The sequence below is a fragment of the Synechococcus sp. KORDI-52 genome (genome assembly GCF_000737595.1).
Lineage (GTDB): Bacteria > Cyanobacteriota > Cyanobacteriia > PCC-6307 > Cyanobiaceae > Parasynechococcus.
This window is the reverse complement of sequence record NZ_CP006271.1, coordinates 1,322,150-1,343,940: the sequence shown is the minus strand read 5'-3', so window position 1 is coordinate 1,343,940 and position 21,791 is coordinate 1,322,150. Positions and strand designations below refer to the sequence as shown.

29 protein-coding genes are annotated in these 21,791 nt (G+C 60.4%); 19 read left to right on the top strand and 10 right to left on the bottom strand.

Annotated features, from left to right (window positions below; genetic code table 11):
• Window positions 1-7 precede the first annotated feature (7 nt).
• The 5 genes from dapB to KR52_RS06785 are packed head-to-tail and all read left to right on the top strand — an operon-like array spanning window position 8 to window position 3,238.
• Window positions 8-853, top strand: coding sequence for a 4-hydroxy-tetrahydrodipicolinate reductase (gene dapB / locus KR52_RS06805; RefSeq protein WP_038553950.1), 846 nt, complete (start codon window positions 8-10; stop codon window positions 851-853).
• Window positions 854-863: 10 nt separating this feature from the next.
• The gene (locus KR52_RS06800; protein ID WP_038553949.1) at window positions 864-1,517 is read left to right on the top strand and encodes a hypothetical protein; all 654 of its coding nucleotides are present in this window, start codon (window positions 864-866) and stop codon (window positions 1,515-1,517) included.
• 49 nt (window positions 1,518-1,566) lie between these two features.
• Window positions 1,567-1,818, top strand: a complete 252-nt coding sequence (locus tag KR52_RS06795) for a hypothetical protein (protein WP_038553946.1) — start codon at window positions 1,567-1,569, stop codon at window positions 1,816-1,818.
• A 41-nt stretch (window positions 1,819-1,859) separates the two neighbouring features.
• Window positions 1,860-3,005, top strand: coding sequence for an FAD-dependent monooxygenase (locus KR52_RS06790; RefSeq protein WP_038553944.1), 1,146 nt, complete (start codon window positions 1,860-1,862; stop codon window positions 3,003-3,005).
• Window positions 3,006-3,025: 20 nt separating this feature from the next.
• On the top strand, window positions 3,026-3,238 hold the full coding sequence (locus tag KR52_RS06785; protein ID WP_038556993.1) for a DUF2949 domain-containing protein: 213 nt from the start codon (window positions 3,026-3,028) through the stop codon (window positions 3,236-3,238).
• Here KR52_RS06785 and KR52_RS06780 read toward each other — a convergent pair.
• Window positions 3,229-3,783 (bottom strand): adenine phosphoribosyltransferase, encoded by a 555-nt coding sequence (locus tag KR52_RS06780; protein WP_084222033.1) that lies wholly within the window; start codon window positions 3,781-3,783, stop codon window positions 3,229-3,231. The two genes, KR52_RS06785 and KR52_RS06780, sit on opposite strands and share 10 nt — an antisense overlap.
• A gap of 7 nt (window positions 3,784-3,790) precedes the next feature.
• Between KR52_RS06780 and KR52_RS06775 the strand changes: the two genes are divergently transcribed.
• The 3 genes from KR52_RS06775 to KR52_RS06765 are packed head-to-tail and all read left to right on the top strand — an operon-like array spanning window position 3,791 to window position 5,413.
• Window positions 3,791-4,339, top strand: coding sequence for a DUF3038 domain-containing protein (locus KR52_RS06775; protein WP_038553942.1), 549 nt, complete (start codon window positions 3,791-3,793; stop codon window positions 4,337-4,339).
• A gap of 7 nt (window positions 4,340-4,346) precedes the next feature.
• Window positions 4,347-4,985 carry a DUF4335 domain-containing protein gene (locus tag KR52_RS06770; RefSeq protein WP_038553940.1) on the top strand — a complete coding sequence of 213 codons (639 nt, stop codon included), beginning with the start codon at window positions 4,347-4,349 and terminating at the stop codon, window positions 4,983-4,985.
• A 59-nt stretch (window positions 4,986-5,044) separates the two neighbouring features.
• Window positions 5,045-5,413, top strand: coding sequence for a hypothetical protein (locus KR52_RS06765; protein ID WP_038553938.1), 369 nt, complete (start codon window positions 5,045-5,047; stop codon window positions 5,411-5,413).
• Here the strand turns inward: KR52_RS06765 and KR52_RS06760 are convergent.
• A complete protein-coding gene (locus KR52_RS06760; protein WP_038553936.1) occupies window positions 5,398-5,862 on the bottom strand; it encodes a hypothetical protein in 465 nt (154 codons plus the stop codon). The genes KR52_RS06765 and KR52_RS06760 overlap by 16 nt on opposite strands.
• A 136-nt stretch (window positions 5,863-5,998) precedes the next feature.
• On the opposite strand from KR52_RS06760, the gene KR52_RS06755 reads away from it, so the two are divergent.
• The 4 genes from KR52_RS06755 to KR52_RS06740 all read left to right on the top strand — a co-directional run bounded on the left by KR52_RS06755 (window position 5,999) and on the right by KR52_RS06740 (window position 10,164).
• Window positions 5,999-6,724 (top strand): response regulator, encoded by a 726-nt coding sequence (locus tag KR52_RS06755; protein ID WP_173402200.1) that lies wholly within the window; start codon window positions 5,999-6,001, stop codon window positions 6,722-6,724.
• Window position 6,725: 1 nt separating this feature from the next.
• Window positions 6,726-8,051, top strand: coding sequence for an ATP-binding protein (locus KR52_RS06750; protein WP_038553934.1), 1,326 nt, complete (start codon window positions 6,726-6,728; stop codon window positions 8,049-8,051).
• Between the two features lie 68 nt (window positions 8,052-8,119).
• Window positions 8,120-9,034 (top strand): polyphosphate kinase 2, encoded by a 915-nt coding sequence (ppk2, locus tag KR52_RS06745; protein ID WP_038553932.1) that lies wholly within the window; start codon window positions 8,120-8,122, stop codon window positions 9,032-9,034.
• A gap of 917 nt (window positions 9,035-9,951) precedes the next feature.
• On the top strand, window positions 9,952-10,164 hold the full coding sequence (locus KR52_RS06740; RefSeq protein ID WP_038556987.1) for a hypothetical protein: 213 nt from the start codon (window positions 9,952-9,954) through the stop codon (window positions 10,162-10,164).
• A gap of 191 nt (window positions 10,165-10,355) precedes the next feature.
• Here KR52_RS06740 and KR52_RS06735 read toward each other — a convergent pair whose 3' ends face one another.
• The 4 genes from KR52_RS06735 to KR52_RS06720 all read right to left on the bottom strand — a co-directional run bounded on the left by KR52_RS06735 (window position 10,356) and on the right by KR52_RS06720 (window position 13,433).
• Window positions 10,356-10,577, bottom strand: a complete 222-nt coding sequence (locus KR52_RS06735; protein ID WP_038556985.1) for a hypothetical protein — start codon at window positions 10,575-10,577, stop codon at window positions 10,356-10,358.
• A gap of 89 nt (window positions 10,578-10,666) precedes the next feature.
• Window positions 10,667-11,164, bottom strand: a complete 498-nt coding sequence (locus tag KR52_RS06730) for a thermonuclease family protein (protein WP_038553930.1) — start codon at window positions 11,162-11,164, stop codon at window positions 10,667-10,669.
• A complete protein-coding gene (arsJ, locus tag KR52_RS06725; RefSeq protein WP_038553928.1) occupies window positions 11,161-12,414 on the bottom strand; it encodes an organoarsenical effux MFS transporter ArsJ in 1,254 nt (417 codons plus the stop codon). The genes KR52_RS06730 and arsJ overlap by 4 nt, the downstream gene beginning before the upstream one ends.
• Window positions 12,411-13,433: an ArsJ-associated glyceraldehyde-3-phosphate dehydrogenase gene (locus KR52_RS06720; RefSeq protein WP_038556983.1), complete on the bottom strand. Its 1,023-nt coding sequence runs from the start codon at window positions 13,431-13,433 to the stop codon at window positions 12,411-12,413. The genes arsJ and KR52_RS06720 overlap by 4 nt, the downstream gene beginning before the upstream one ends.
• Before the next feature lie 60 nt (window positions 13,434-13,493).
• Here KR52_RS06720 and KR52_RS06715 point away from each other — a divergent pair, with 60 nt between their 5' ends.
• The 3 genes from KR52_RS06715 (at window position 13,494) to KR52_RS06705 (ending at window position 15,521) form a co-directional block, all read left to right on the top strand.
• Window positions 13,494-13,811, top strand: coding sequence for a metalloregulator ArsR/SmtB family transcription factor (locus KR52_RS06715; protein WP_038553926.1), 318 nt, complete (start codon window positions 13,494-13,496; stop codon window positions 13,809-13,811).
• Between the two features lie 2 nt (window positions 13,812-13,813).
• Window positions 13,814-14,431 (top strand): DUF938 domain-containing protein, encoded by a 618-nt coding sequence (locus KR52_RS06710; protein ID WP_038553924.1) that lies wholly within the window; start codon window positions 13,814-13,816, stop codon window positions 14,429-14,431.
• A gap of 76 nt (window positions 14,432-14,507) precedes the next feature.
• Entirely contained in the window at window positions 14,508-15,521 is a 1,014-nt protein-coding gene (locus tag KR52_RS06705; protein WP_371257707.1) for a mechanosensitive ion channel family protein, read from the top strand.
• On the opposite strand, the gene KR52_RS06700 is transcribed toward KR52_RS06705, so the two are convergent.
• The gene (locus tag KR52_RS06700; protein ID WP_038553920.1) at window positions 15,482-15,796 is read right to left on the bottom strand and encodes a hypothetical protein; all 315 of its coding nucleotides are present in this window, start codon (window positions 15,794-15,796) and stop codon (window positions 15,482-15,484) included. The two genes, KR52_RS06705 and KR52_RS06700, sit on opposite strands and share 40 nt — an antisense overlap.
• A 38-nt stretch (window positions 15,797-15,834) precedes the next feature.
• A complete protein-coding gene (locus KR52_RS06695) occupies window positions 15,835-16,239 on the bottom strand; it encodes a hypothetical protein (protein ID WP_051834294.1) in 405 nt (134 codons plus the stop codon).
• A gap of 66 nt (window positions 16,240-16,305) precedes the next feature.
• On the opposite strand from KR52_RS06695, the gene purS reads away from it, so the two are divergent.
• The 4 genes from purS to KR52_RS06675 are packed head-to-tail and all read left to right on the top strand — an operon-like array spanning window position 16,306 to window position 19,358.
• Window positions 16,306-16,560: a phosphoribosylformylglycinamidine synthase subunit PurS gene (gene purS, locus KR52_RS06690; RefSeq protein ID WP_038556979.1), complete on the top strand. Its 255-nt coding sequence runs from the start codon at window positions 16,306-16,308 to the stop codon at window positions 16,558-16,560.
• Entirely contained in the window at window positions 16,557-17,213 is a 657-nt protein-coding gene (gene purQ, locus KR52_RS06685) for a phosphoribosylformylglycinamidine synthase subunit PurQ (RefSeq protein WP_038553918.1), read from the top strand. Before purS ends, purQ begins: the two co-directional genes overlap by 4 nt.
• Entirely contained in the window at window positions 17,213-18,166 is a 954-nt protein-coding gene (locus KR52_RS06680) for an LD-carboxypeptidase (protein ID WP_038553916.1), read from the top strand. Before purQ ends, KR52_RS06680 begins: the two co-directional genes overlap by 1 nt.
• Before the next feature lie 25 nt (window positions 18,167-18,191).
• Window positions 18,192-19,358, top strand: a complete 1,167-nt coding sequence (locus tag KR52_RS06675; RefSeq protein ID WP_253912330.1) for a CARDB domain-containing protein — start codon at window positions 18,192-18,194, stop codon at window positions 19,356-19,358.
• Between the two features lie 77 nt (window positions 19,359-19,435).
• Here the strand turns inward: KR52_RS06675 and fba are convergent, their stop codons facing one another.
• Entirely contained in the window at window positions 19,436-20,509 is a 1,074-nt protein-coding gene (gene fba, locus KR52_RS06670; RefSeq protein ID WP_038553911.1) for a class II fructose-bisphosphate aldolase, read from the bottom strand.
• A gap of 120 nt (window positions 20,510-20,629) precedes the next feature.
• A complete protein-coding gene (locus KR52_RS06665) occupies window positions 20,630-21,697 on the bottom strand; it encodes a class I fructose-bisphosphate aldolase (protein ID WP_038553909.1) in 1,068 nt (355 codons plus the stop codon).
• Window positions 21,698-21,791: the final 94 nt, after the last annotated feature.

Sequence of the window (21,791 nt, the reverse complement as noted above, 5' to 3'; positions counted from 1 at the left end):
TGAACCGATGAACGCTCCTGCGGGCACCCCGATTTCCGTTGTTGTGGCGGGTGCCCTTGGACGCATGGGCGCGGAGGTGATCAAGGCGGTGGTGGGCAGCCACGACTGCAAGCTGGCTGGAGCGATCGACAACACCCCCGGCAAGGAAGGTGCCGACATCGGCCTGGAGTTGGGTCTCGGTGAACTGGAGGTCGCTGTCACCGCAGATTTCGAGGGCTGTCTGTGCGCGGTGAGCCAATCGGTGCGCGACAGCGACGGCGGAGCCGTGCTGGTGGACTTCACCCACCCCTCCGTTGTGTACGAGCACACCCGGGCAGCCATCGCCTATGGCGTTCACCCCGTGATCGGAACCACGGGATTGACCCCTGAGCAACTCAACGACCTCACGGAGTTTTCGGTGAAAGCTTCAGTGGGTGGGGCTGTGATCCCGAACTTCTCGGTGGGCATGGTGCTGTTGCAGCAGGCGGCAGCAGCAGCGGCCCGGTTCTACGACCACGCGGAACTCACGGAGTTGCACCACAACCGCAAGGCGGATGCCCCCAGCGGCACCTGCATCAAAACCGCAGAGCTCATGGAGGAGCTGGGCAAAAGCTTCAATCCCGAGGACGTGGAGGAGCACGAATCCCTGGCGGGGTGCCGCGGCGGACAGCGGCAGAGCGGGCTGCGGCTGCACTCCGTGCGGCTGCCGGGCCTGGTGGCTCACCAGGAGGTGATGTTCGGCGCGCCGGGGGAGACCTACACCCTCCGCCACGACACTATCGATCGTTCCGCCTACATGCCTGGCGTGCTGCTCACGGTGCGCAAGGTGGGCAGCCTCGGCAGCCTGGTCTATGGCCTTGAGCGCCTGATCTGAAGGCGACACCATGCTCATTCCCCTCCGCCCCGGTGAACTGCAGCGGCTGATCCCCGCCGTTGCCACCGGAAACCAGTTCCGCGTCTCCCTTGGCAACCCCCGGGAGGTGCTGCAACGCCTGATGATCGCCGCCATCGGCGGGGTGATCACCCTGCTGATCAGTCAGAGCCAGATGTCCAGCCGCTGGGGGCCCTTCTGGCTGGTGGCTGGCGTGGTGTTTCTGCTCTATGTGCTCTGGGGACCGATCCTGCAGGCCGGTCAACGCAACGCCACCCTGCGGCGCTACCCAGCAGCAGCCCTGTTCGAAGGGGAAGTGGCGGATGTGATCACCCGGGAGCGGGTCGAGAACCGCCATGAGCAAGCCGATAGCCGCGGACGGCTTGAGCTCGTGGAGAACCGCCGCACCTGGATGCTGCTCGAACTGGAAGACGAGGAGGGCTATCTGGGCCGGGTGGCCTTTCCGATGGAGAAAAAGCACCAGTCGATCCGCCGCGGCAGCCTGATCCGCTGCCTGGTGCTCAGCGAGCGCAAGGATTTCTCAAAGATCGGCGCCCTCAGCGATGCCTGGTTGCCGGGCCTGCGGATGTGGGTTGGCGAGTACCCCTTCCTGCTGCGGCCCGCCTTTGAGGAGCTGTGCCAACGCCGCCTGACCAGCCGGCGCTGAACAGTTCTTAAAGTTGGTTTACACTTCTTAGCAATTCGCTGAAGCGTCCATGTCTCAGTCGTCGTCCTCCAATCCCGTCGTCCGCGGTGCAACAGTCACCATGGAAGACGGTGGTCGTCTGAACGCTTTCGCCACGGAACCCCGCATGGAAGTGGTTGAAGCCGAACAGGGCTGGGGTTTCCACGATCGCGCCGAAAAGCTCAACGGCCGCATGGCCATGCTTGGTTTCATTTCCCTGCTCGCCACCGAGTTGGCCCTGGGCGGTGAATCCTTCGTCCACGGACTGCTCGGCCTGGGTTGATCCCCTCGCACTGGCTTGGGATGGCTGGCCAGACTCACTGAATGGTTCCATCCCTTCCTGAAATTCATGTTCTGGGTGCCGGCCCCACCGGTGCCCTCACAGCCTTTGCCCTTGCTCACCATGGTCAGCGCGTGGTCCTGCATGACCCGCTGACGGCATCGGAACTTCAAGCCAGAAGCCGGGCCTACGCCATCACCCACTCCAGCCGTCGGCTGTTGTCGAATTTGGGGCTCTGGGATGACCTCCGCGAGGCCTTGGTTCCCTTCCGTGATCTGGATCTACGGGATGCCGCCACCAACGCCCAGGTGATGTTCGGCCTGGACGATCTCGCGACCGCCAACCGGAACCAGGACGGCATTGGCTGGATCCTCGATCACCGACCCTTGATGCAGCTGTTGCTGGCCCGCTTGGAGGCATCCAGCTCGGTAAACCTTCATCTGGCTGCCCCTTGCCCAGAGCCCGGCGACGGGGCTCTGATCGTTGCCGCTGATGGACCCCGCTCCCCCACACGGGAGGCCTGGGGGATCCGTTACTGGGGGATTCGTTATCGACAGGGATGCCTCACCGCCAAGGTAGTCCTGCGGGGTCTCCCGCACGACAGGGCCTGTGAGTTGTTTCGTCCGGAAGGTCCCTTCGCCGTGCTGCCCTTGGGTCAGGGAACCTTCCAGGTGGTGTGGAGCGCACCCTGGCGGCGTTGCCAAGAGCGCAGCACGCTGCCGCGCAGTGCGTTTCTCGATCAGCTGGCCGCCGTTCTTCCCCCAGGGATGGAGCCCGACCGTCTGCTCGACCACCCCAGAGCCTTTCCTCAACAGTGGCTTCTGGCCCATAGCTTTCACCGTGGACGGGGCGTGCTGATCGGTGAAGCCGCCCACCGCTGCCATCCCGTCGGAGGCCAGGGGCTCAATCTTTGCTGGCGGGATGTGGAAGGTCTGATCCGCGCCGTTCAGCGGGGCGGCAGCGCCACATCGATCGCACAGAACTATGCCAAGGGCCGCTGGCTGGATGTGCTCCAGGTGGGCTTGGCGACGGATCTGCTGGTGCGACTGTTTTCGAACCGGCAACCCTTGCTGCTGCCGCTCCGGCGGATGGCGCTCCATCTGCTGAAACGCTTCTCTGGGCTGCGCAGACTCAGCCTGCGGGCCATGAGTGACGGCCCCATGCAGCTGTGGCGGGCCTTGCCAAACTGACCACAGCTGCGGTCGCAACCATGGTGATGTCCAGCCAGCGGCAACCCCCGCCAGCCGAGGCCCTGTTGCACTTTCTCCAGCGCCGTCTCGGCGTGAGCCCCAGCGCCCTGGAGCTGGGGCTACGCCAGGCGGAACTGGAGCAGGCCCCGCTCCCGATTGTGCTGTGGAGCTTCGGGTTGTTGAGCCTGAACCAGCTCGAAGAGGTCTTCGACTGGCAGAACAATCAGCCGTAACGCACCAACGATTCCACGGGGTGGCCTGCGGGCAAAGCGCTGCGTCCCCCCAGCCCCTCCAACTCAATCACGAAAGCAAAGCCCACCAAGCAGGCACCGGCCTGCTTCACCAGGGCTGCCGTGGCCGAAGCGGTGCCGCCCGTGGCGAGCAGATCGTCCACCACCAGAACCCGCTGGGACGGCTCAAAGGCGTCGGCCTGCATCTCAACCCGAGCGGTCCCGTACTCCAGGACATAGTCCCGACCGATCACCTCACCAGGGAGCTTTCCCTGCTTCCGTGCGGGCACAAAACCAAGCCCTCGTTCACAGGCCAAAGGGACACCAAACAGGAAGCCCCGGGACTCGATCCCCACGATCACATCGGGCTTCAACTGGTCGCACACCCCACCAAGCTGCCCAAGCACCTCGGCCATGGCCTCTGGTGATCGGAGGAGCGGGTTGATGTCTCGGAACAGGATTCCAGGCTTGGGAAAGTCGGGAATTGAACGAATGTGCGACTGAAAGTCCAAATTCGGGTGACGCAATGGCTGGGCCCCTGCCATCATCGCAGCCATGACTGAAGCTCCATCACCCACCGTCCACAACGGGGGGGCACGTCTCAGCCGACGGGGGGTCGAGCGGCTCGATCTGCTGCTGTTGACCGTCGAGGCTCTTGACCTCAATGGCGGCGAGGCGATGGTGTGGACCAGCCAGCAGATGGGTTTACAGGCGCAATTCCCCAATCGCGTTGAGCTCTGGAAGCGACGCTGTCACAACCCCCTCAGACGCACCACGTGTCGGGACCAGCTCAACCCCGTGGATGCCGAATCCCTGATTTGCCTGGTCTGTGCCATGGCCGAACGGCTGTATCCAATGCTCCACCAACTCCTGTCGAGCCGCGAGCCGGAACAGCTCACTCAACAGCGCTGGCAGTTGTTGCATGAGCGTTTGCGCGATCTCATTGAGGAGCGCATGAATCTGAGGCGTGAAGCGGTTGTTCGCCTGCTCAGGATGGATCCTGCGGGACCTCAGCAGCGCCAGCTGATCAGCACCCTGGCCTTCTGTGCAGGCCCGGGTGGAATCAATCGTCTCCGCGCCACTCTGCTCGACCCCACCCCTTAGGCAGACCATGTTGAAAACGACGTACCAATACGAACAAACGGCGGCGCGGCTGGTGGTGGAGGGCTTTCCCGACCTCTCGGCCGGCCACAGCAGTGATGCGATCGGAATCCTGTCGGCCTGGCGGTTGCAACTGGTGGGGGCCCCGGAGCTGGAAGGAACCCGGGACCACCTCGAGGCCCTGATGGCTGCGGTGATGCCCTACGCCAGACATCGCTTGTCGGGCGTGCAGCGCCGTTTTGGCCAGGAAAGCGGTTTTGTGTGCATTGGGCCGGATCAGGCCCACCATCAATTGGAACTGCGCAGCAGTCGGGACGGCGTTGAGCCGCTGCAGCTCAAGCTCGATGATGCCGAATTTGCCGACCTGGTGCGCTGCCTCGATCGTTTGCGGCTCGACAGCCGGGTCAAACTGACCTGGGCCTTCCCCGAGGAGCAACCCCTCCAGCGGCAGGAGATCATCGATCGCATTCCTTTGCAGAAACGGCTCGGACCTCCACTTCTCGCCGGGGTTGCCCTCGCCTGTTCCTTGGCCACGGCATGGCTTGTTCCCTTGCCTCAGGAGATCAAGGAATCCTCACCAGCAGCAGCACCCTTGGACAGGCCGGACATTGAGCCAGAACCAGAGGCAGAAACACAGACGGATCGTTGACGTGCAGGAAACACGCTTCAGAATCCTCGAAGTGCTGGCACCCTGATTCGCTCCATGCCATGAACAAGGTGCGCCGGACTCGCACACTCAATCAACGACGGGTCTTTCGCCGTCGCCGTCGCTTCCCCTACGGCCCTGTCCTGCGTCAGGCCCTGGTGGTCCTGCTGATGCTGTCTGCTGCTGCAGGCATCGCTGTGCTTCTGCATCAGTTGCCGCAGCAGGTTGACGTCATGGTGCTGCTCAGCGAGGCGATCGCCGATCTGATCCGCGGCGTGCAGCAGTTGCTGGAAGCCCTACTCGGGCTCGCCGCCATCCTGCTGATCGCCGCCATGGTGGTGTTGGCCGGCGTCCTGTTGCTTGGTGCGCTCTGGAGGTTGATTCGCGTCATCAGGCTGGTGATGGCTCCCCCCAATCAGGGCCGGCGCTGAGGTGGAGCCAGGGAGCGCTGGTGAGTCCACAACTCCTGCAATGTCACGGTTCCATCCCGATCACGATCCAAAGCCTTGAAGTTGCGGCTGATCCAGGGGATGCGTTTGGCTTCCTGAGGATCAAGGCGCCGGTTCCGGTTGCGGTCCGCCAGGCTGAAATGGTGTTTGAGACGTGGCCCACTGGGCGATGCATCCGGGAGACGCAAATCCTCCAGCAACAAATAAGACCGATTGTTCTGGCGTTGGAGCACCCGATTCAAGACCCGTCGCCCCTGCACTTCAGAGGCATCCAGCCGACCGTCTCGGTTGACATCCAGGCGGATGAACAGGGTCTCCATCCTGGCGCTGTAAACCCGCAAGGGCTGATCCCCCGGGGCAGCTTGCAGCGCCAGGGGAGTCGCCGCCAATGCCAACGGCCCGAGCACACGGATGGCGGATGGCGCAGTCATGACTCCAGCCTATGGAGCCAGATCAACTCTGACGATGACTGATGGGTGACCGACGTCTGTTCAGCTGTGACTGGGTCATACCGGGGAGAGACAGAGACCAGGCCACTGCATACCATCAGCCCAACCGCTGATGGCCATGGCCAAGAACACCATGATCTGGGTGGTGGATGACGACCCAGAGCTGAGAAAGATGGTCGGCACCTACCTGATCGACCAGGGCTACGAGGTGCGCAGTCTCTGCGATGTGAAGCAATTCGAGGCACGTCTGGAGTGCCAACGCCCAGACCTGGTGGTTCTTGATCTGATGCTGCCGGGCGATGATGGTTTGACGGCGTTGCGGAGGCTGCGGGATGCCGGGGATGATCTGCCCGTTGTCATGCTCACGGCACGCGCCGATGGCGTTGATCGGATCATCGGGCTCGAACAGGGAGCTGATGACTACCTCGCCAAACCGTTCCTGCCCCGGGAACTCACGGCCCGGATCGAAGCCGTGCTCAGGCGGCGCAACGCCATGCCTGCGGGAACCCCTGTGGAAGGAGGGGAATGCGTCCGTTTTGGCGACAACCAGCTCGACCTTTCCGCCCGCACTCTGCTGCAGAACAACCAGCCGGTGGTGATCACCAGTGGTGAGTTCAGTCTTCTGGCCGCCTTTGTTTGCCATCCGCATCGCCCACTGTCGCGGGAGCGACTGATCGAACTGGCCCGAGGGCCCGGCAGCGACACCGACAGCCGCAGCATGGACGTTCAGGTGTCGCGGGTGCGCAAGCTTGTGGAGCCGGATCCAACCCGCCCTCGCTACCTGCAGACGGTTTGGGGCTATGGCTATGTATTCGTGCCTGACGGCACGCCAAGATCCCGCTGAGATGCCAGGACAACGGGGGCTGACACGGGGGCTGGCTCGTTTCGGTGCCTGGGGTACGGCCCTGCTGGCCAGCTGGATGCTGGCCCTGCTGCTGCTTCAGGTGCTGTTCGGCCGACAACTGGAACGGATTCAAACGCAGCAGTTGGGACGCGATCTGGCGTTGAACGTGCGACTCACCGAATTGACCCTGGAGCGCTATCCCCCCGCCCTGATCAGCGAGCTCACCGGTCTGGAGCTCCGGGTCGGTGATCAACCAGCGGGGCCAAGTCGAGAAACGCAGGCATCAGCCCAGCGTCGCCAGGACCTCCAGCAGGTGCTCTGCTCTCGCTTGATGCAATGCCCTGAGCTCCGGCCGGCACCCAGCAGAACCGGCACGCCGGAGGTTTGGATTGAGCTCTTTTCTCCACTGGAACCGGTCTGGCTGCGCACTCCTCTGCCGATGGCACGCGCCTGGCCACCGCAACCGATGCTCCTGCTGCTCGCTCTGGTGAGCGCGGTGGTGATGACCGGAGTGCTGTATCTGCTGCTCGATGTCGCCCGTCCACTTCGCAAGCTTGAAGACGCGGTCTCCCGTGTGGGCGAAGACATCAACCGCGATCCTGTCGCTGAACAAGGAGCTCCTGAGGTCCGACGCATCTCGCGACGCTTCAACGCCATGGTGCGACGGCTCGCTGACGGCGAACGGGAACGCGCCACGATGCTGGCTGGAATCGCCCACGATCTACGGGCACCCCTGACGCGGCTGCAGTTCCGCTTGTCCATGCCGGAGCTGAAGTCCGAGGAACGTGCGCACTGCCAAAGCGATCTTGATGCACTCGAGCGCATCACGGGCCAGTTTCTGATGTACGCCGGAGGCGGTGACCGGGAAGCGTGCGTGGACTGTCCACTGGATCAGTGGCTGGCCGAAACCGTGGCAGGGCAGCCCAAGGAGCAGCTGCAACTGCAACTCACGTCGGTACATTTGCGGATTCGACCGGTGGCCTTGGGCCGCGCCGTCAGCAACCTGGTCGACAATGCCTTCAGCCATGGCACAGCACCGGTTGTTGTTCGGCTGCGCCGCACAGGAGCGGAGGTGACGATTGAGGTCTGGGATCAGGGTCAAGGGATCCCCGCCAGCGCATGGGAACGTGCCCTACAACCGTTTCAACGCCTCGATTCAGCACGAGGCCGCCAAGGCCATTGCGGTCTGGGGCTGGCCATCGTGAACCATGTGGTCCGCACCCACGCCGGGAGGATCGGTTTCCGGCAGGGGAACGGTGATCCAGGACGCTTTGCCGTGATCATCACCCTCCCGTCTCAAGAGACAAAACAGCCCGAAATTCCGTAAAAAACAGGTCCAGACCATGCCCAGAGATTGCATCTCTGGCAAAACAGAAGAACAGATTCATCGGCAGCATGAGCCAATCAAGCGACCACGACGTCACGGCTGTTCTTGAGGCCATCGATCACTACAGCGATGGAGATCTCGATCGTCCGCAGGAGCTCATGCTGGAACTGCAGGAGGGTTTTTCCAACAAACACAAACGACTGAACAAACAGGTCTACGAAAAGGAGTTGGCCAAACTCCAGACGGAACTGGTCAAGATGCAGTACTGGGTGAAAGCGACGGGCTTTCGCATGATCGTCCTGTTTGAAGGCCGGGATGCCGCAGGCAAAGGAGGATCGATCAAACGGCTGACGGAACCGTTGAACCCAAGGGGCTGTCGGGTGGTTGCCCTCGGCACGCCATCAGAGCATCAGAAAAGCCAGTGGTATTTCCAACGCTATGTGGAGCATTTCCCCAGTGCTGGAGAAATCGTTGTCTTCGATCGGAGCTGGTACAACAGGGCCGGGGTGGAAAAGGTGATGGGCTTCGCCACTCCCGAACAGGTGGAGCAGTTCTATGTGTCCTGCCCGCAGTTTGAACAAATGCTGGTGCAGGACGGAATTCTGCTGCTGAAATACTGGTTCTCAATCAATGATGACGAACAGGAAAAGCGTTTTCAGGAACGGATTGATAACGAAGAGCGACGCTGGAAGATGAGTCCGATGGACATCGAGTCACGCAATCGCTGGGTGGAGTACTCAAAGGCGAAAGACACCATGTTTTCTAAAACGCACATCCCAGAAGCTCCATGGTTCACGGTGGAAGCCAACGACAAACGTCGTGCTCGTCTGAATTGCCTGCGCCATATCCTCAGCAAAGTGCCCTATGAAGACATGACACCACCACCGATCAAAATGCCAAAACGCCCCAAGCAGGGCAGCTACAAGCGCCCTCCCTTTAACGAACAGTTCTTTGTTCCCAACAACTATCCCTACAAGGATTAAGCGATTAGATCACAACAGCACCACAACCCTGGAGCTTGTTCCCTTTCATGTCATCCCAGAGGGGCCGTCCCGATCGATCGCCCCTCGATGATCCCGTGGTTCACCAGATCCTGAAATTCGCCTCGCCCACGGGCCAGCGATGAAGCTTCTGGCTCAGGGCCAATCCAGCCATGCAAGGAGCAATCAAACCGCAGACAAGTCCCATCAAGACAAGACGCGACGCGCGGCGGGCAGCGGGGGCACCAAATCCATGGATTCCGCTGTTCACGCAAATGGGCCTTAATCAATGCCAAGTCAACGATGTACCAGCCGAACAACTCTGGGAAATGAATGAGAGCTTCCCCCAGCTTTCCTGAGACAACCAACAGAGAGTTCAAGATATTAGAATCAAAGCAGCGCAAACATATCAAATGAGATCAAGACATTTCATCGATACACAATCCAACAGTACAAATAAATCACCAGCGACATACCGAACACCCGCATGCCAACCGATGTTTTAATGCGCATCCATTTTTGCCCCATTTATAGGGAGCCATCACCACTATCGTAAAAAACTTCAAAGCCGCATACATCACCAGGGTATGTTTGGGATCCTCTTTGGTGAGCCACATGTCGATGCCTACCAAAAAAATGTGAGCATCGATGCATAGGACGAAATCGCACCGAGGTTATAAAGCAACTCTTTGCGCTTCCTGAGTTGCCTGCCAATCCAGCTTTCCAGCTTTGAAGTTGCATCAGAGAACTGAACGGAACAAGACCTGCAACTTAGCGATCAGAAGTTTTGACTCAACCATCAAGACATTCCCTGAAAGCATTGACTCACACATGCTGCGGACTTGAGTCAAGACGTCAACACGCCCTAGGGTGTCGAACCATCCCGTCCTGCAGGTTTGCTCGGTTCCTGGCAAGTGCTAATGCGATGCATCGCCAGTGCGCTGTTCCTGCTGGCCCATGGTCTGCTGGTGCTCGAGCACATCGCGGTTGGCACAGCACTCCACGGAGTCGCAGAACTGTTTCTGGCGCCCTGGGCCCTGCGTCACAAAGCCTGGGACATCATTGTGATCGGCCTGATTTTTTGCGTTTTTGACCTGTGGGGAACTCTGCGTCTGACCAGCACGCTGTTTTAAGACACCCCCGTCAATCAACCTTGCAGCGGCTCAACCGCTGAGCCTCTGAGACCAGAAGCCAAAGAGCTGCCACGACGACCACAGAAACATTCCTAGAAACACCCAGTTCAACCAGGCGGGACGTCGGTCGTTTTCAAACATCACTCAGAACAGCGAACAGGCGACATCCGACCCTATCGGTGCGAGCCGCATCACTTCGCCGAGGAACTCCAATCGGCCGAACGAAACGACACATTGGCACCACCACTGCGTTTCAGATCATGCATGCCCTCCAGCTGGTTGTACACCGACAGCAGCTGCCGCCGCATGTGATCGGTATGGGGCAGATCTGCGATCAAACGCAGCACATCCTCCAGGGATTGCTTGGCGTCGATCACCAAACGACAATCGGGACTGCCAGGCTCATCACGCATCAGATCAGGAGCGAATAAAACCATTCAGCAGACAATCCCGGTTTTCGGGTGTCTGAATGCCTACCAACACGACGATATTCAGCAGAAATTCAGGGTTCACCATCGCCTTCGCGTTCCATCACATCCCAGGGACGCTCGAACGGCGGTTGCGCTGACCAGACCCCGCGCCCCCCGGATGCGGCCTCCCGCTCCAGGGTGGAATAGTCGAGATCGTCGCAACGTCCAAGGAAGCCATCCCAGGCAACAACCGCGCCCTGCCGAATCAAGGCAGCCCCGAGATCCTCTCCGTCGATCAGGAGGCGTCCCACCAGGCGTCCATACACATCGCGGGAGCGAAGCTCAAACAACGCCGGGTCTCCCACCTTCACCAACGCATGGACCGCCCCTGATGCCTGCGTTGACCATGGCGTCTGACTGCGTCGCGGTGCCTGGAGGCAAGCCAGCCGAACCGCTCTGCCCTGACCTTCCAGCTCCACCAGCAGCTGCTGCGCGTTGCTGATGCTCAGCACCCGAACCGACTGCAGTTCGGCACGACTGGAGAACGGCAGGGCCAGGGCCATCAACAGCGCCGCAGCAATTCTCTTCATCCAGGGACATGTCGCACAGCCGGCAGTCTGAGGCTGCTGAGCCAAGACAACAACACCAGCAGGGATGAAGCCCAGAGACAGGCCTGCATGCCCGCGGCTTCGGTTCTGCCGAGCATGAATACCGCCCCCGAGAGCAACGTGCCCACCAACCGTCCGGCGGCATTGGCCATGTAATAGAACCCCACTTTCAGGCTGACGTTCTCCGCATCGGTGTACGCCAGCACCATGTAGGAGTGAATCGACGAATTCATCGCGAACACCACGCCGAAAGCAGCAAGGCCTGCGGTGATGGCGACTGCCACATCCACCTGGTGCCACAGCGCCACCGCAATCAGGGCAGGTATGGCAGTGAGCAGGGCACTCCAGAACTGCACAGCAGACACACCCGGGGATGTGGTTTGCCCCCAGAGCCGTCTCAGACCCGGCGCTGATCCCTGGACGATGCCGTAGCCAATCACCCAGAGACCGAGGAAGCCACCGATGTCCCCAAAGCTCCAGCCCAGGGAGGCCTCAAGGAACACGGGCAAGGCCACCACGAACCAAACATCCCGGGCACCAAAAAGAAAGAAGCGCGCCAGGGACAACACATTGATGCCCTGAGATTTGGAAAACAGCGCCGAAAAGGCCGGCTTGGACTTCATCTTTCCGATCTCCCCAGGCAGCACCAGCGTGAGCAGGAAGGCCAGGGCGAGGCCTGCCGCCATCCAGCCCACGGCAGCATTGAAGCCAAAGGCGGTGAGCAGTACCCCACCGAGAAAGAAACCCACACCCTTGAGGGCGTTCTTGGATCCCGTGAGGATCGCCACCCACTTGAACAGCTGCTGCTGCCCCTGCTGCTGATCCTCCGGAGTTTCCGAAACCACCGTCTTGATGGCGCTCTTGGCGCTCATCTTGTTGAGATCTTTGGCGATGCCACTGATGGCCTGAGCAGTCATCACATAGATCACGCTCAACAGTTTCGGCCAACTGGCGGCGACGGGCATCAGCATCAACAACGCAAGAATCTGCAGCAACGTCCCCACCCAGAGGGTGAGCCGAAGCCCGTAGCGAGCACCGATCCAACCGCCGTACAGGTTGGTGAGCACCCCAAACAACTCATAAAAGAGAAACAGGAACGCGATCTCGAGGGTGGTGTAGCCGAGCTGATGGAAATGGAACACCACCAGCATCCGCAGGGCTCCATCGGTGAGCGTGAAGGCCCAGTAATTGACGGTGACGATGCCGTACTGCTGCAGGGGGGAGAGCTTCATGCCTCCAACGCAACCACGTGGCAAGTGAGGTCAGCCATGCGGCAGCTGTAGCCCCATTCGTTGTCGTACCAGGCAAACACCTTCAGCTGGTTGCCATCAACCACCATCGTCGAGAGGGCATCGACAATCGAGCTGCGGTTGTCGTTGGTGTAGTCGCAGGACACCAACGGACGTTCTTCGTACCCCAGGATTCCCTGCAACGGTCCCTCCGCCGCGGCCTTGAAGGCAGCATTCACCTGCTCCACCGTGACGCTCTGCTTGAGCTCGAACACCGCATCGGTGAGCGATCCATTCAGCAGAGGAACACGGACGGCATGGCCATTGAGCTTGCCCTTCAACTCAGGGAAGATCATCGCGATCGCCTTGGCCGAGCCGGTGGTGGTGGGGATCAATGAGGTGAGACCGGAGCGCGCCCGCCGCAGGTCGCTCTTGAAGGAATCAATCGGCACCTGGGTGTTGGTGATGTCGTGAATGGTGGTGATCAGGCCGTGTTCGATGCCGAAGCCCTCGTGCACCACCTTCACCACCGGCGCCAGGCAGTTGGTGGTGCATGAGGCGGCCGTCACCAACTTGTGCCGCACCGGTTCATAGAGGTGATGGTTGATGCCGTAAACGATGTTGAGCGCGTCCTCGCCAGCAACCACACCCTTCACAGGACAGGCCACCACCACGCGCTTCAAACCCACCTGCTCGAAATAGGGGTTGAGGGTCTCCGGCGTTTTGATCGTGCCGCTGGCTTCGAGCACCATCTCCACCCCCCGATCACTCCAGGGCACAGCAGTGGGGTCTTTTTCGCTGGACCAGGTGAGTGCAGCTCCCTCCACGCTGAATTCATCAGCACGACTGGTAATCCCCCGGTCCCAGCGACCATGCACAGAATCAAACTCCAGCAGGTGAGCCGCCGTTGCAGCGTCGCCAGCGGGATCATTGACATGCACCAGGTTGATCCCGGGCCGGCCCCAGAGAGCCCGGAACACCAGGCGGCCAATGCGCCCAAAACCATTGATGCCGATGCGCATGCCGACCCCAACCATCCATCAAATTATGTTGATCCAAGCAGATCGGGCGGCGCGGCTCTTGTGATCCAGAACACCCTCAATGTGGAGCAGTCGAGGCAACTGCTCAAAGCACTGGCCGACCCGATCCGCCTCGACGTGATCCATGCACTGGCGCAGGGCGAACGATGCGTCTGTGACCTCACCAGTGATCTCAACCTCTCCCAGTCGAAGCTCTCGTTTCATCTCAGGGTGCTTCGAGAGGCGGGGCTGCTGACGGACCGCCAGAGCGGCCGCTGGATCTATTACCGCCTGCAGCCGGATGCCCTGGCAGCACTGGAAGCCTGGCTGGCCGAGCTGCGCCGCCACTGCAGCCAGAGCGCTGCCCCCTGCCCGAGCTGACGATGGACCAACGGCTTTTTTTCCCGGCCACAGAACGCAACCGCGGCCCCATCGGAGACCTGCTGAACCAGATGTTGCCTGCCTCAGGGGCCGTACTCGAACTGGCAAGCGGCAGTGGTGAGCACGCCGTCTTCTTTCAGCAGCGCTTTCCCTATCTGCGCTGGCAGGCCAGCGATCCAAACCCGGAGCATCGCTCCAGCATCAACGCCTGGATCCAGCACCAGGGGCTGAGCCATGTCATGCCAGCAGCCCTCTACCTCGATGTTCAGAGGCGACCCTGGCCCCTGCCCCAGAGCATGCGCACGTCACTGAATGCTGTGGTTTGCATCAACCTGCTGCACATCAGTCCAGCCCCCTGCACCGAGGCCGTGCTTGAGGAATCAGCTCTGCTCTTGCCCAGCGGAGCCCCGCTGATCATCTACGGCCCCTTCACGCGTCATGGCATCCACACGAGCGTGAGCAACGCCGCCTTCGACCGATCCCTCAGAGACCGGAACCCCCAGTGGGGGCTACGCGACGTCAACACGATCACGTCCATGGCCGCAAGCACTGGCTTCCAGCTGAACGACGTGGTCTCCATGCCCGCCAACAACCTGACCCTGGTGCTTCGGCGCGCGTGAGCGGAAGGGTTCTTGCCAGACTCCTCCATCCACTACACAATTCAGCCTCAAAACGGCAGACGACATGAATCTGGGTGTGTTCTTGGTCAAGGTTCTGATCGGCATCAGCGTCACCCTGTTTTTGTCGTTGTTATGCCGGAAAGTTTTGCCTCGCTTCACCAAGAAAAGCAAAACCAGCTTTGACGACTTTGTTCTGAATGCCCTGGCGGATTCGCTGATACCACTCGGGGTTGTCATGGTGCTGATCCTCAACATGGAGGAACTTGGTTTACCCATCAACGTGGAGTGGGTCTATGACACGGCCCTGAGGGTTATTGGAACTATCGTTCTGATTCGTCTTGTGAATCGGGTTGGTTCACGGTTCCTCACAGGTGTTGCCAGACGAACTGGCGCTTCAGATCTCGAACAGTTGCTTCAGAATTTATTGCCACTGCTCAGAGCGGTGGTCTGGGGCATCGGTGCCCTGGTGCTTTTTCAGAGTCTGGGCGTGAAGATGACGGTGATCTGGGGCTTGCTCAGTGCAGGCGGCATCGGCCTCGGCCTGGCCCTGAAGGAGCCGGCGCAGGAGTTGTTTGCCTATTTGATGATTCTTCTGGACAAACCGTTTTCGGTGGGTCAGTTCATTTCAGTGGGGTCAACTTCAGCAACCGTTGAACGAATCGGTGTGCGCTCCACCCATCTTCGCAGCCTGCGTGGTGAACAAGTCGTCATGAGCAACTCATCGCTGACGAGCTCCACCATCCTCAATTTCGCCAAAATGGCACAACGACGCATGATCTATTCGATTGGCGTCACTTACGACACATCACTGGATCAGATGAAGGCTGTGCCCAGTTTGATTCAATCCATCATTGATGCTCAGGAGCACAGCCGCTTCGACCGCTGCCACTTCACGGAATTCGCCGATTCGAGTCTCAATTTTGAGTTGGTTTATTACATCGATACACGCGATTTCACCGTTGCACTGAACGAACAGCAAGCCATCAATCTCGGGATCATGGACGCCTTTGCCCAAGCGGGCATCCAATTTGCATTCCCGAGCCAGACGCTTTATCTGGAGGGCGATTCGCTCACCGGCAAAGCATCCTGAGGGGGCAGGGCTGCCGAACGCCAGAGAACACCACCGATCAACAGGGCCAGTCCCGCAACCGCAGCGGCGAAGGGCAGCAGGTGACGCTGAGCAGGGCTCACCCCGAGGCTTCCCTGATGGGACGTGTTGTCGCGCCTTGATTCCAAAAAAGAGCCCTGGCGGCAGCTGGTGCACACCGTGTTGGTGATGCCGGCGTTTTTCAACTTGAAGCCGTATCGCCCTGGAATCTCAATGGCTGTTCCGCAGGTGGAACAGGAGAGAGAAAAAACAGCCATTGGCAACATGATTCCGCAACAGATTTATCACTTCGCCCTCACTCCAACGGGATGGCACCGGTCGCGCAGACAGAACCCCAACAGAGACTTCGATCCGCCGTCCAGAAGGGTTGCACCTGCTGCCAGGCTTGATTCCGACCAACCCGCACCATCATCTGACCGCTGCCGTCATGGACGAAGTCGACGCGCTGCTGATCCCAGGTCAACGCCCAGCGCTGACCTGAACGCGCGACGACCATGCGGCAGGGACTCCAGGGCTGCTGACCAATGCGGCAACGCATCGTGGCCGCGGCGGCGGAGACGCCGCCTGCAGCACTGCCGAACAGCAGCAGCACAAGGGTCCAAAACTGGATGCGAAGCACAGACACGCCCAGGGCAGCACGGTGGCCAGAGGCCTCCTCTTCACCATGCGACCAGGCGATGGTCACGCCCGCGAGGAGCACCGGAACTCTTCAGGGTTGGGTGAGGGTTTGGTCTCTGTCAGGATTCGATCAGACCAGTTGCTGATCGTGCCGCGTTTTCAAGCCCGCGTCCTTGTGCGTCTGCGCCCCTCCGTGCTCGATCCTGCCGGAGAAGCCGCGCGCGGTGCCGCTGAACGTCTTGGGGTGGAGGGCCTCAGCAAATTGCGGATCGGCAAAGCCGTGGAAATGGAGCTGGAGGCTCCCGATGAAACGGAGGCACGCCGCAGGTTGGAACTGCTCAGTGATCGTCTGCTGGCCAACCCCGTGATCGAAGACTGGACGCTGGAGCTGCAGCACTCATGAGCATCGGGGTGATCGTTTTTCCCGGCTCGAACTGCGATCGGGATGTGCAGTGGGCCACCGAGGGGTGCCTGGGCATGAGCACCCGCCGGGTCTGGCATGAAGAGACCGACCTGAGTGGCTTGGATGCCATTGTTCTGCCGGGCGGTTTCAGCTATGGCGACTACCTGCGTTGCGGTGCCATTGCCCGCTTCGCACCAGCCCTGCAGTCGCTGATTGATTTTGCAGCCAAGGGCGGCCGCGTGCTCGGGATCTGCAACGGATTCCAGGTGCTGACAGAACTGGGCTTGCTGCCCGGTGCCCTCACCCGAAACCGGGACCTGCACTTCATCTGTGAAGACGCCCCTCTCAAGGTGGTGAGTCAGCGCACGGCCTGGACCCAGAAGTACGCCGAGTGTGGCGGGAGGCTCACCCTGCCCATCGCCCATGGAGAAGGCCGTTACCAGTGCAGTGACGACACGCTGAAACAGCTTCAGGACGACGACGCCATTGCCCTCAGCTACGGGAACAACCCCAATGGATCCGTGGCCGACATCGCTGGCATCACCAACACCAGCGGCACGGTTCTGGGGCTGATGCCCCACCCGGAACGGGCTTGTGATCCAGCCACCGGAGGCACCGACGGTCGAGGCATGCTCGAAGCCCTGGTGGGTTGATGCCAACCCGCCGCTCGCTGCTGATTTCAGGGGCATCCACCGTCACCACGGCCCTCCTCTCCCCCATGGCCAGGGGAGCAGAGCAGGGGTTGGCCCCCCTGAAACCGGGATCACGCATCCGGGCTGTGAACCCCGGCACATGGATGGATCCAGAGACCGATCTGCAACCGCTGCTCGACCGCTGCCATGAGCAGGAGTGGCGGCTGGAGATCCCCGCAGGAGTCACCCGTCAATGGCGCTACTTCTCCGGAACCGACCGGCAGCGCGTCAGCGATCTGACAGCGGCCTGGAATGATCCAACGGTTGACGCCGTGCTGACCCTGGGGGGTGGCTGGGGGGCTGCCCGTGTGCTCGAAGCCGGTTTCCGCTTTCCGCGACGGCCCAAATGGAGCCTCGGCTTCTCCGACACCAGCTCCCTGCTGCTGGCTCAGTGGGCCGCTGGCCTGCCGGGGGCCATTCATGGTTCAAGCGGCGGCACGGATGCGCAGTGGCAACGAACCGTGGATCTGCTGTGTGGGCGTCCGGTGGCGCCACTGCAAGGCGAACCAAGACGGCGGGGGATCGCTCGTGGCCCCCTGGTGGTCACCAACCTGACCGTGGCGACCCATCTGATCGGCACACCCTGGCTTCCCACCCTCAAGGGCGCCATCCTGGTGCTGGAAGACGTTGGAGAAGCGCCTTATCGGGTCGACCGCATGCTGACCCAGTGGAGAAGCGCTGGGCTGTTGCAAGACCTGGCGGGGGTAGCCTGCGGACGCTTCAGCTGGGCCAAGGACGACATCCTGCCCGGTGATTTCACAATGGAGGAGATCCTGGAGGAACGCCTGGGCGATCTGGGCATTCCGCTTGTGCTCAATGTGCCAGTGGGCCACGGACGCCCCAACCAGGCCTTGCCTCTGGGGGCCGAGGCGCAACTGGATGGAGGGCGTGGTCTGCTCAGCCTGATGGCTTGATCCCGGGGTAAAGCCGTGGTGCTTCGTGTGCTTTACCGCTAGCGGTGGACCAGCGCAGCTCAACGTCGTGGCCGACCTCACCATCGCGAACACGGTGTCCGATCTGATTCAGGGCGATGTCCGCGAACATCTGCCGTTGGAACGGATTCCTCTGCAAGGCGACGTGCTGGGGCTTGGGACCACGACCAGCGTTGACAACGGTGAACTGAGCTTTCTTCTGGAGAACGCATCCACATCGGCCATCTGGCGTTGCGTCGCCCATGACGGCAGCATCGTCAAACTCTCCTCCGGCGATGGGAGTGGCCACTTCCCCTATGTGTGCTTCACAAGGGATGCCACCAGCCTGCGACGTCCCGTCGCCATTGAATCGCTCGGCCCCTCCGAAAACACAGCGCTCCAAACCCTGGTGGCAGAAGCGATTGCCCAGGGGCAACGGTCCGGAACCCTCGAGGCCGCACCCATCTACGGGGTGCGGATGCTGACCAACTGGCATGAACTGGTGATCACCGTGGCCTCAAAGCTGTGCATGGGCCAGCAGCGGCGCAACATGACGGTCGCCACCAGTGAAGCCGGAGCATCAAGAGATGGTCAAAGCATCTACGACATGCTCCAGCACTACCGACTGTCGTCGCAGCCCCCAGAGAGCACCAACGATGCAATCCGATATCTGGGAAGCAAGATGCATTGGGATTGCTGTGGTTTTTTTGACACAGAACCGGAGCTCGGGCGTGTCACCGTTCCACAGCCGGGTGCCCACTTGCATCTCCACGGATGCAGCACCGACCTGAGCTTTGGGGGGCACCTTCACCATGAACATGCTTCAACCCGACTCAAACAACTCGAACGCCTCTGGCTCTATCCGCTCCAGTCGCTCAGGGCCCTGGGAAGCGATATGGCCATCGAAAAGATCAGCTACGACGATGAAATCCTTCGTTTTCGTGTTGTGAATGCGGGCGAAATGGACGTCAGTGATGTCGGCGTTGTCGTTGTGATCAATGACCGCTTCAGCAGTCGTCGTTACATCAGAATCCCTTGGTTAAATGCGGGCGAAAGCGAAGAGTTCAGCCTGTCATTGCCACTCCCCAGCGGCAGACAGTTGATCACCGTGATCGCAGATCCTGAAGAGATTGTGATCGAAGCGGAAAACCGTAAGAACAACAATCGAATCGACCTGCAGATCCAGAATCCATAAGCCGTCATCATCGGCATCAGCCATCCACAAAAAAAGGGGGCCCAAAGGGCCCCCAAACAACGAAATGAATCCGTGAATCAGGCGGCTACAGCTGCCTTGGGATCAAGCGCGCCCTTGGCGTAGAGGCCGGCATAGTGGGTGATGCTGGCCTGTTTGATCTTGCTGGCGTTGCCGGCAGCCCAGAACTGCTGGTAGCGGTCCAGGCAGACCTGCTTCATGTACTTCCGAGCCGGCTTGTTGAAGTGGCGGGGATCGAAGTTGGAGGGGTCAGCCATGGCAGCCTCACGCACAGCAGCGGTGAAGGCCAGACGGTTGTCGGTGTCGATGTTTACCTTGCGAACACCGTTGCGGATGCCTTCCTGAATCTCTTCGACGGGAACGCCGTAGGTCTCGGGGATGGCACCACCGTGCTTGTTGATCATCTCCAGCCATTCCTGGGGAACGGAGGAGGAGCCATGCATCACCAGGTGGGTGTTGGGGATGGCCTTGTGGATCTCAGCGATGCGGCTGATGGCCAGCACTTCACCCGTGGGCTTGCGGGTGAACTTGTAAGCACCGTGGCTGGTGCCGATGGCGATGGCCAGGGCGTCGCACTTGGTCTTGGCGACGAAGTCAGCAGCCTCAGCGGGATCGGTGAGCAGCATGTCCTTGGACAGCTCGCCCTCGAAACCGTGGCCGTCTTCCGCTTCACCCTTGCCGGTTTCCAGAGAACCCAGGCAACCGAGCTCACCCTCAACGCTCACACCCACGGAATGGGCGAAGTCCACAACCTGCTTGGTGACGTTGACGTTGTAGTCGTAGCTCGCGGGGGTCTTGGCGTCAGCCTCGAGGGAGCCGTCCATCATCACGGAGGTGAAACCGTTGATGGCAGCGGAGTAGCAGGTATCAGGGGCGTTGCCGTGGTCCTGGTGCATCACCACGGGGATGTGGGGATAGGTCTCGGTGGCGGCCAGGATCAGGTGACGCAGGAAGATCTCGCCGGCGTAGCTACGGGCTCCACGGGAGGCCTGGAGGATCACAGGGCTGTCGGTCTCATCAGCCGCTTCCATGATCGCCTGGACCTGCTCCAGATTGTTCACATTGAACGCAGGAATGCCGTAGCCATTTTCAGCGGCATGGTCGAGCAAAAGCCGAAGCGGAACGAGCGCCATAGGAAAAGTCTGATACGGAACCTTGACGGAAAAGATTCCGCCGGGCGACGAGTTTACCTAGTTGTGTTCAAATTGTCACCAAACTCAGTCGAACGCACCGAACCGCTTGGTGAAACGAATTCAGTAGGTGTATCCGGCGACAAACAACTGCTCGTCCGACGACGGCTGAGAGCCAGCCACATACTGGCCGCGTGAGGCTTCAGAGTTGGCCTGAGCCCTTGCAATCAGTGCTTTCTGGCCGGCTTCGACGTTGGAACCACCCCAACCCTGAAGGCAGGAGTGCTGCAGAGCACGGCCATAGGAGAAGCCGAGGTTCCACTTGGCTTTGCGCTCAATGCTGTTCATCTGATTGAGGTAGATCGAAGCTGCTTCCTCACTCAAGCCTCCAGAGAGAAACACAATGCCGGGGACACTGGCAGGAACACTGCGCTCCAGGGTTCGCACCGTCATGGCTGCGATTGTTTCCGGGGCTGCCTTCTCTGGGCAATCCGCACCTTGAACGGTCATTGAGGGCTTCAGCAGCGTGCCCTCAAGCAAGACTCCATTGGCGAAGCAGGCGTGATATACCTCCTGAATGACGCGCTCCTGAATTCGAGCGGTGGTTTCGATGCTGTGGTTGCCATCCATCAGGATTTCAGGCTCCACGATGGGTACCAAGCCGGATTCCTGCACGGAACGGGCATAACGGGCCAGGCCCCAAGCGTTTTCGCGGACAGAGAGTGCTGAGGGGCAGCCATCTGCCGTGATCTGCAGCACAGCACGCCATTTGGCGAACCGAGCACCCTGGGCGTAATAGTCGGCTGCACGCTCCACCAACCCATCAAGGCCGGTGCAAAGCGTTTCGACGGCGTTGCCACCCGCCAGGGGCTTTAGACCCTGATCGACTTTGATTCCCGGGATGATTCCAAGCTTGCCCAGCTTGTCGATCATGGAGTCACCATCGGGGTGGCTCTGGAACAAGGTCTCTTCGTACAGGATGGCCCCGCTGATGAATTCACCCAAGCCTGCTGTTGTGAACAGCATTCCGCGGTAGGCCTGACGGTTCGATTCCGTGTTCTCGACCCCGATGGAGCCAAGACGTTTGCCGATCGTATTGGTCGATTCATCAGCAGCCAGGATCCCCCTGCCAGGGGTAGCAAGGGCTTGTGCTGTGGCCATCAGTTCCGAGCTGTAATCCGCAAGAGTCATCGCGTCGGTCCGAACAAAGCCAATTCTTCAAAACAAACCTAAAAACAAAGGCACTTTGGTTACAGAAAGGTCCTTGAATTGAAACCAGAAGATT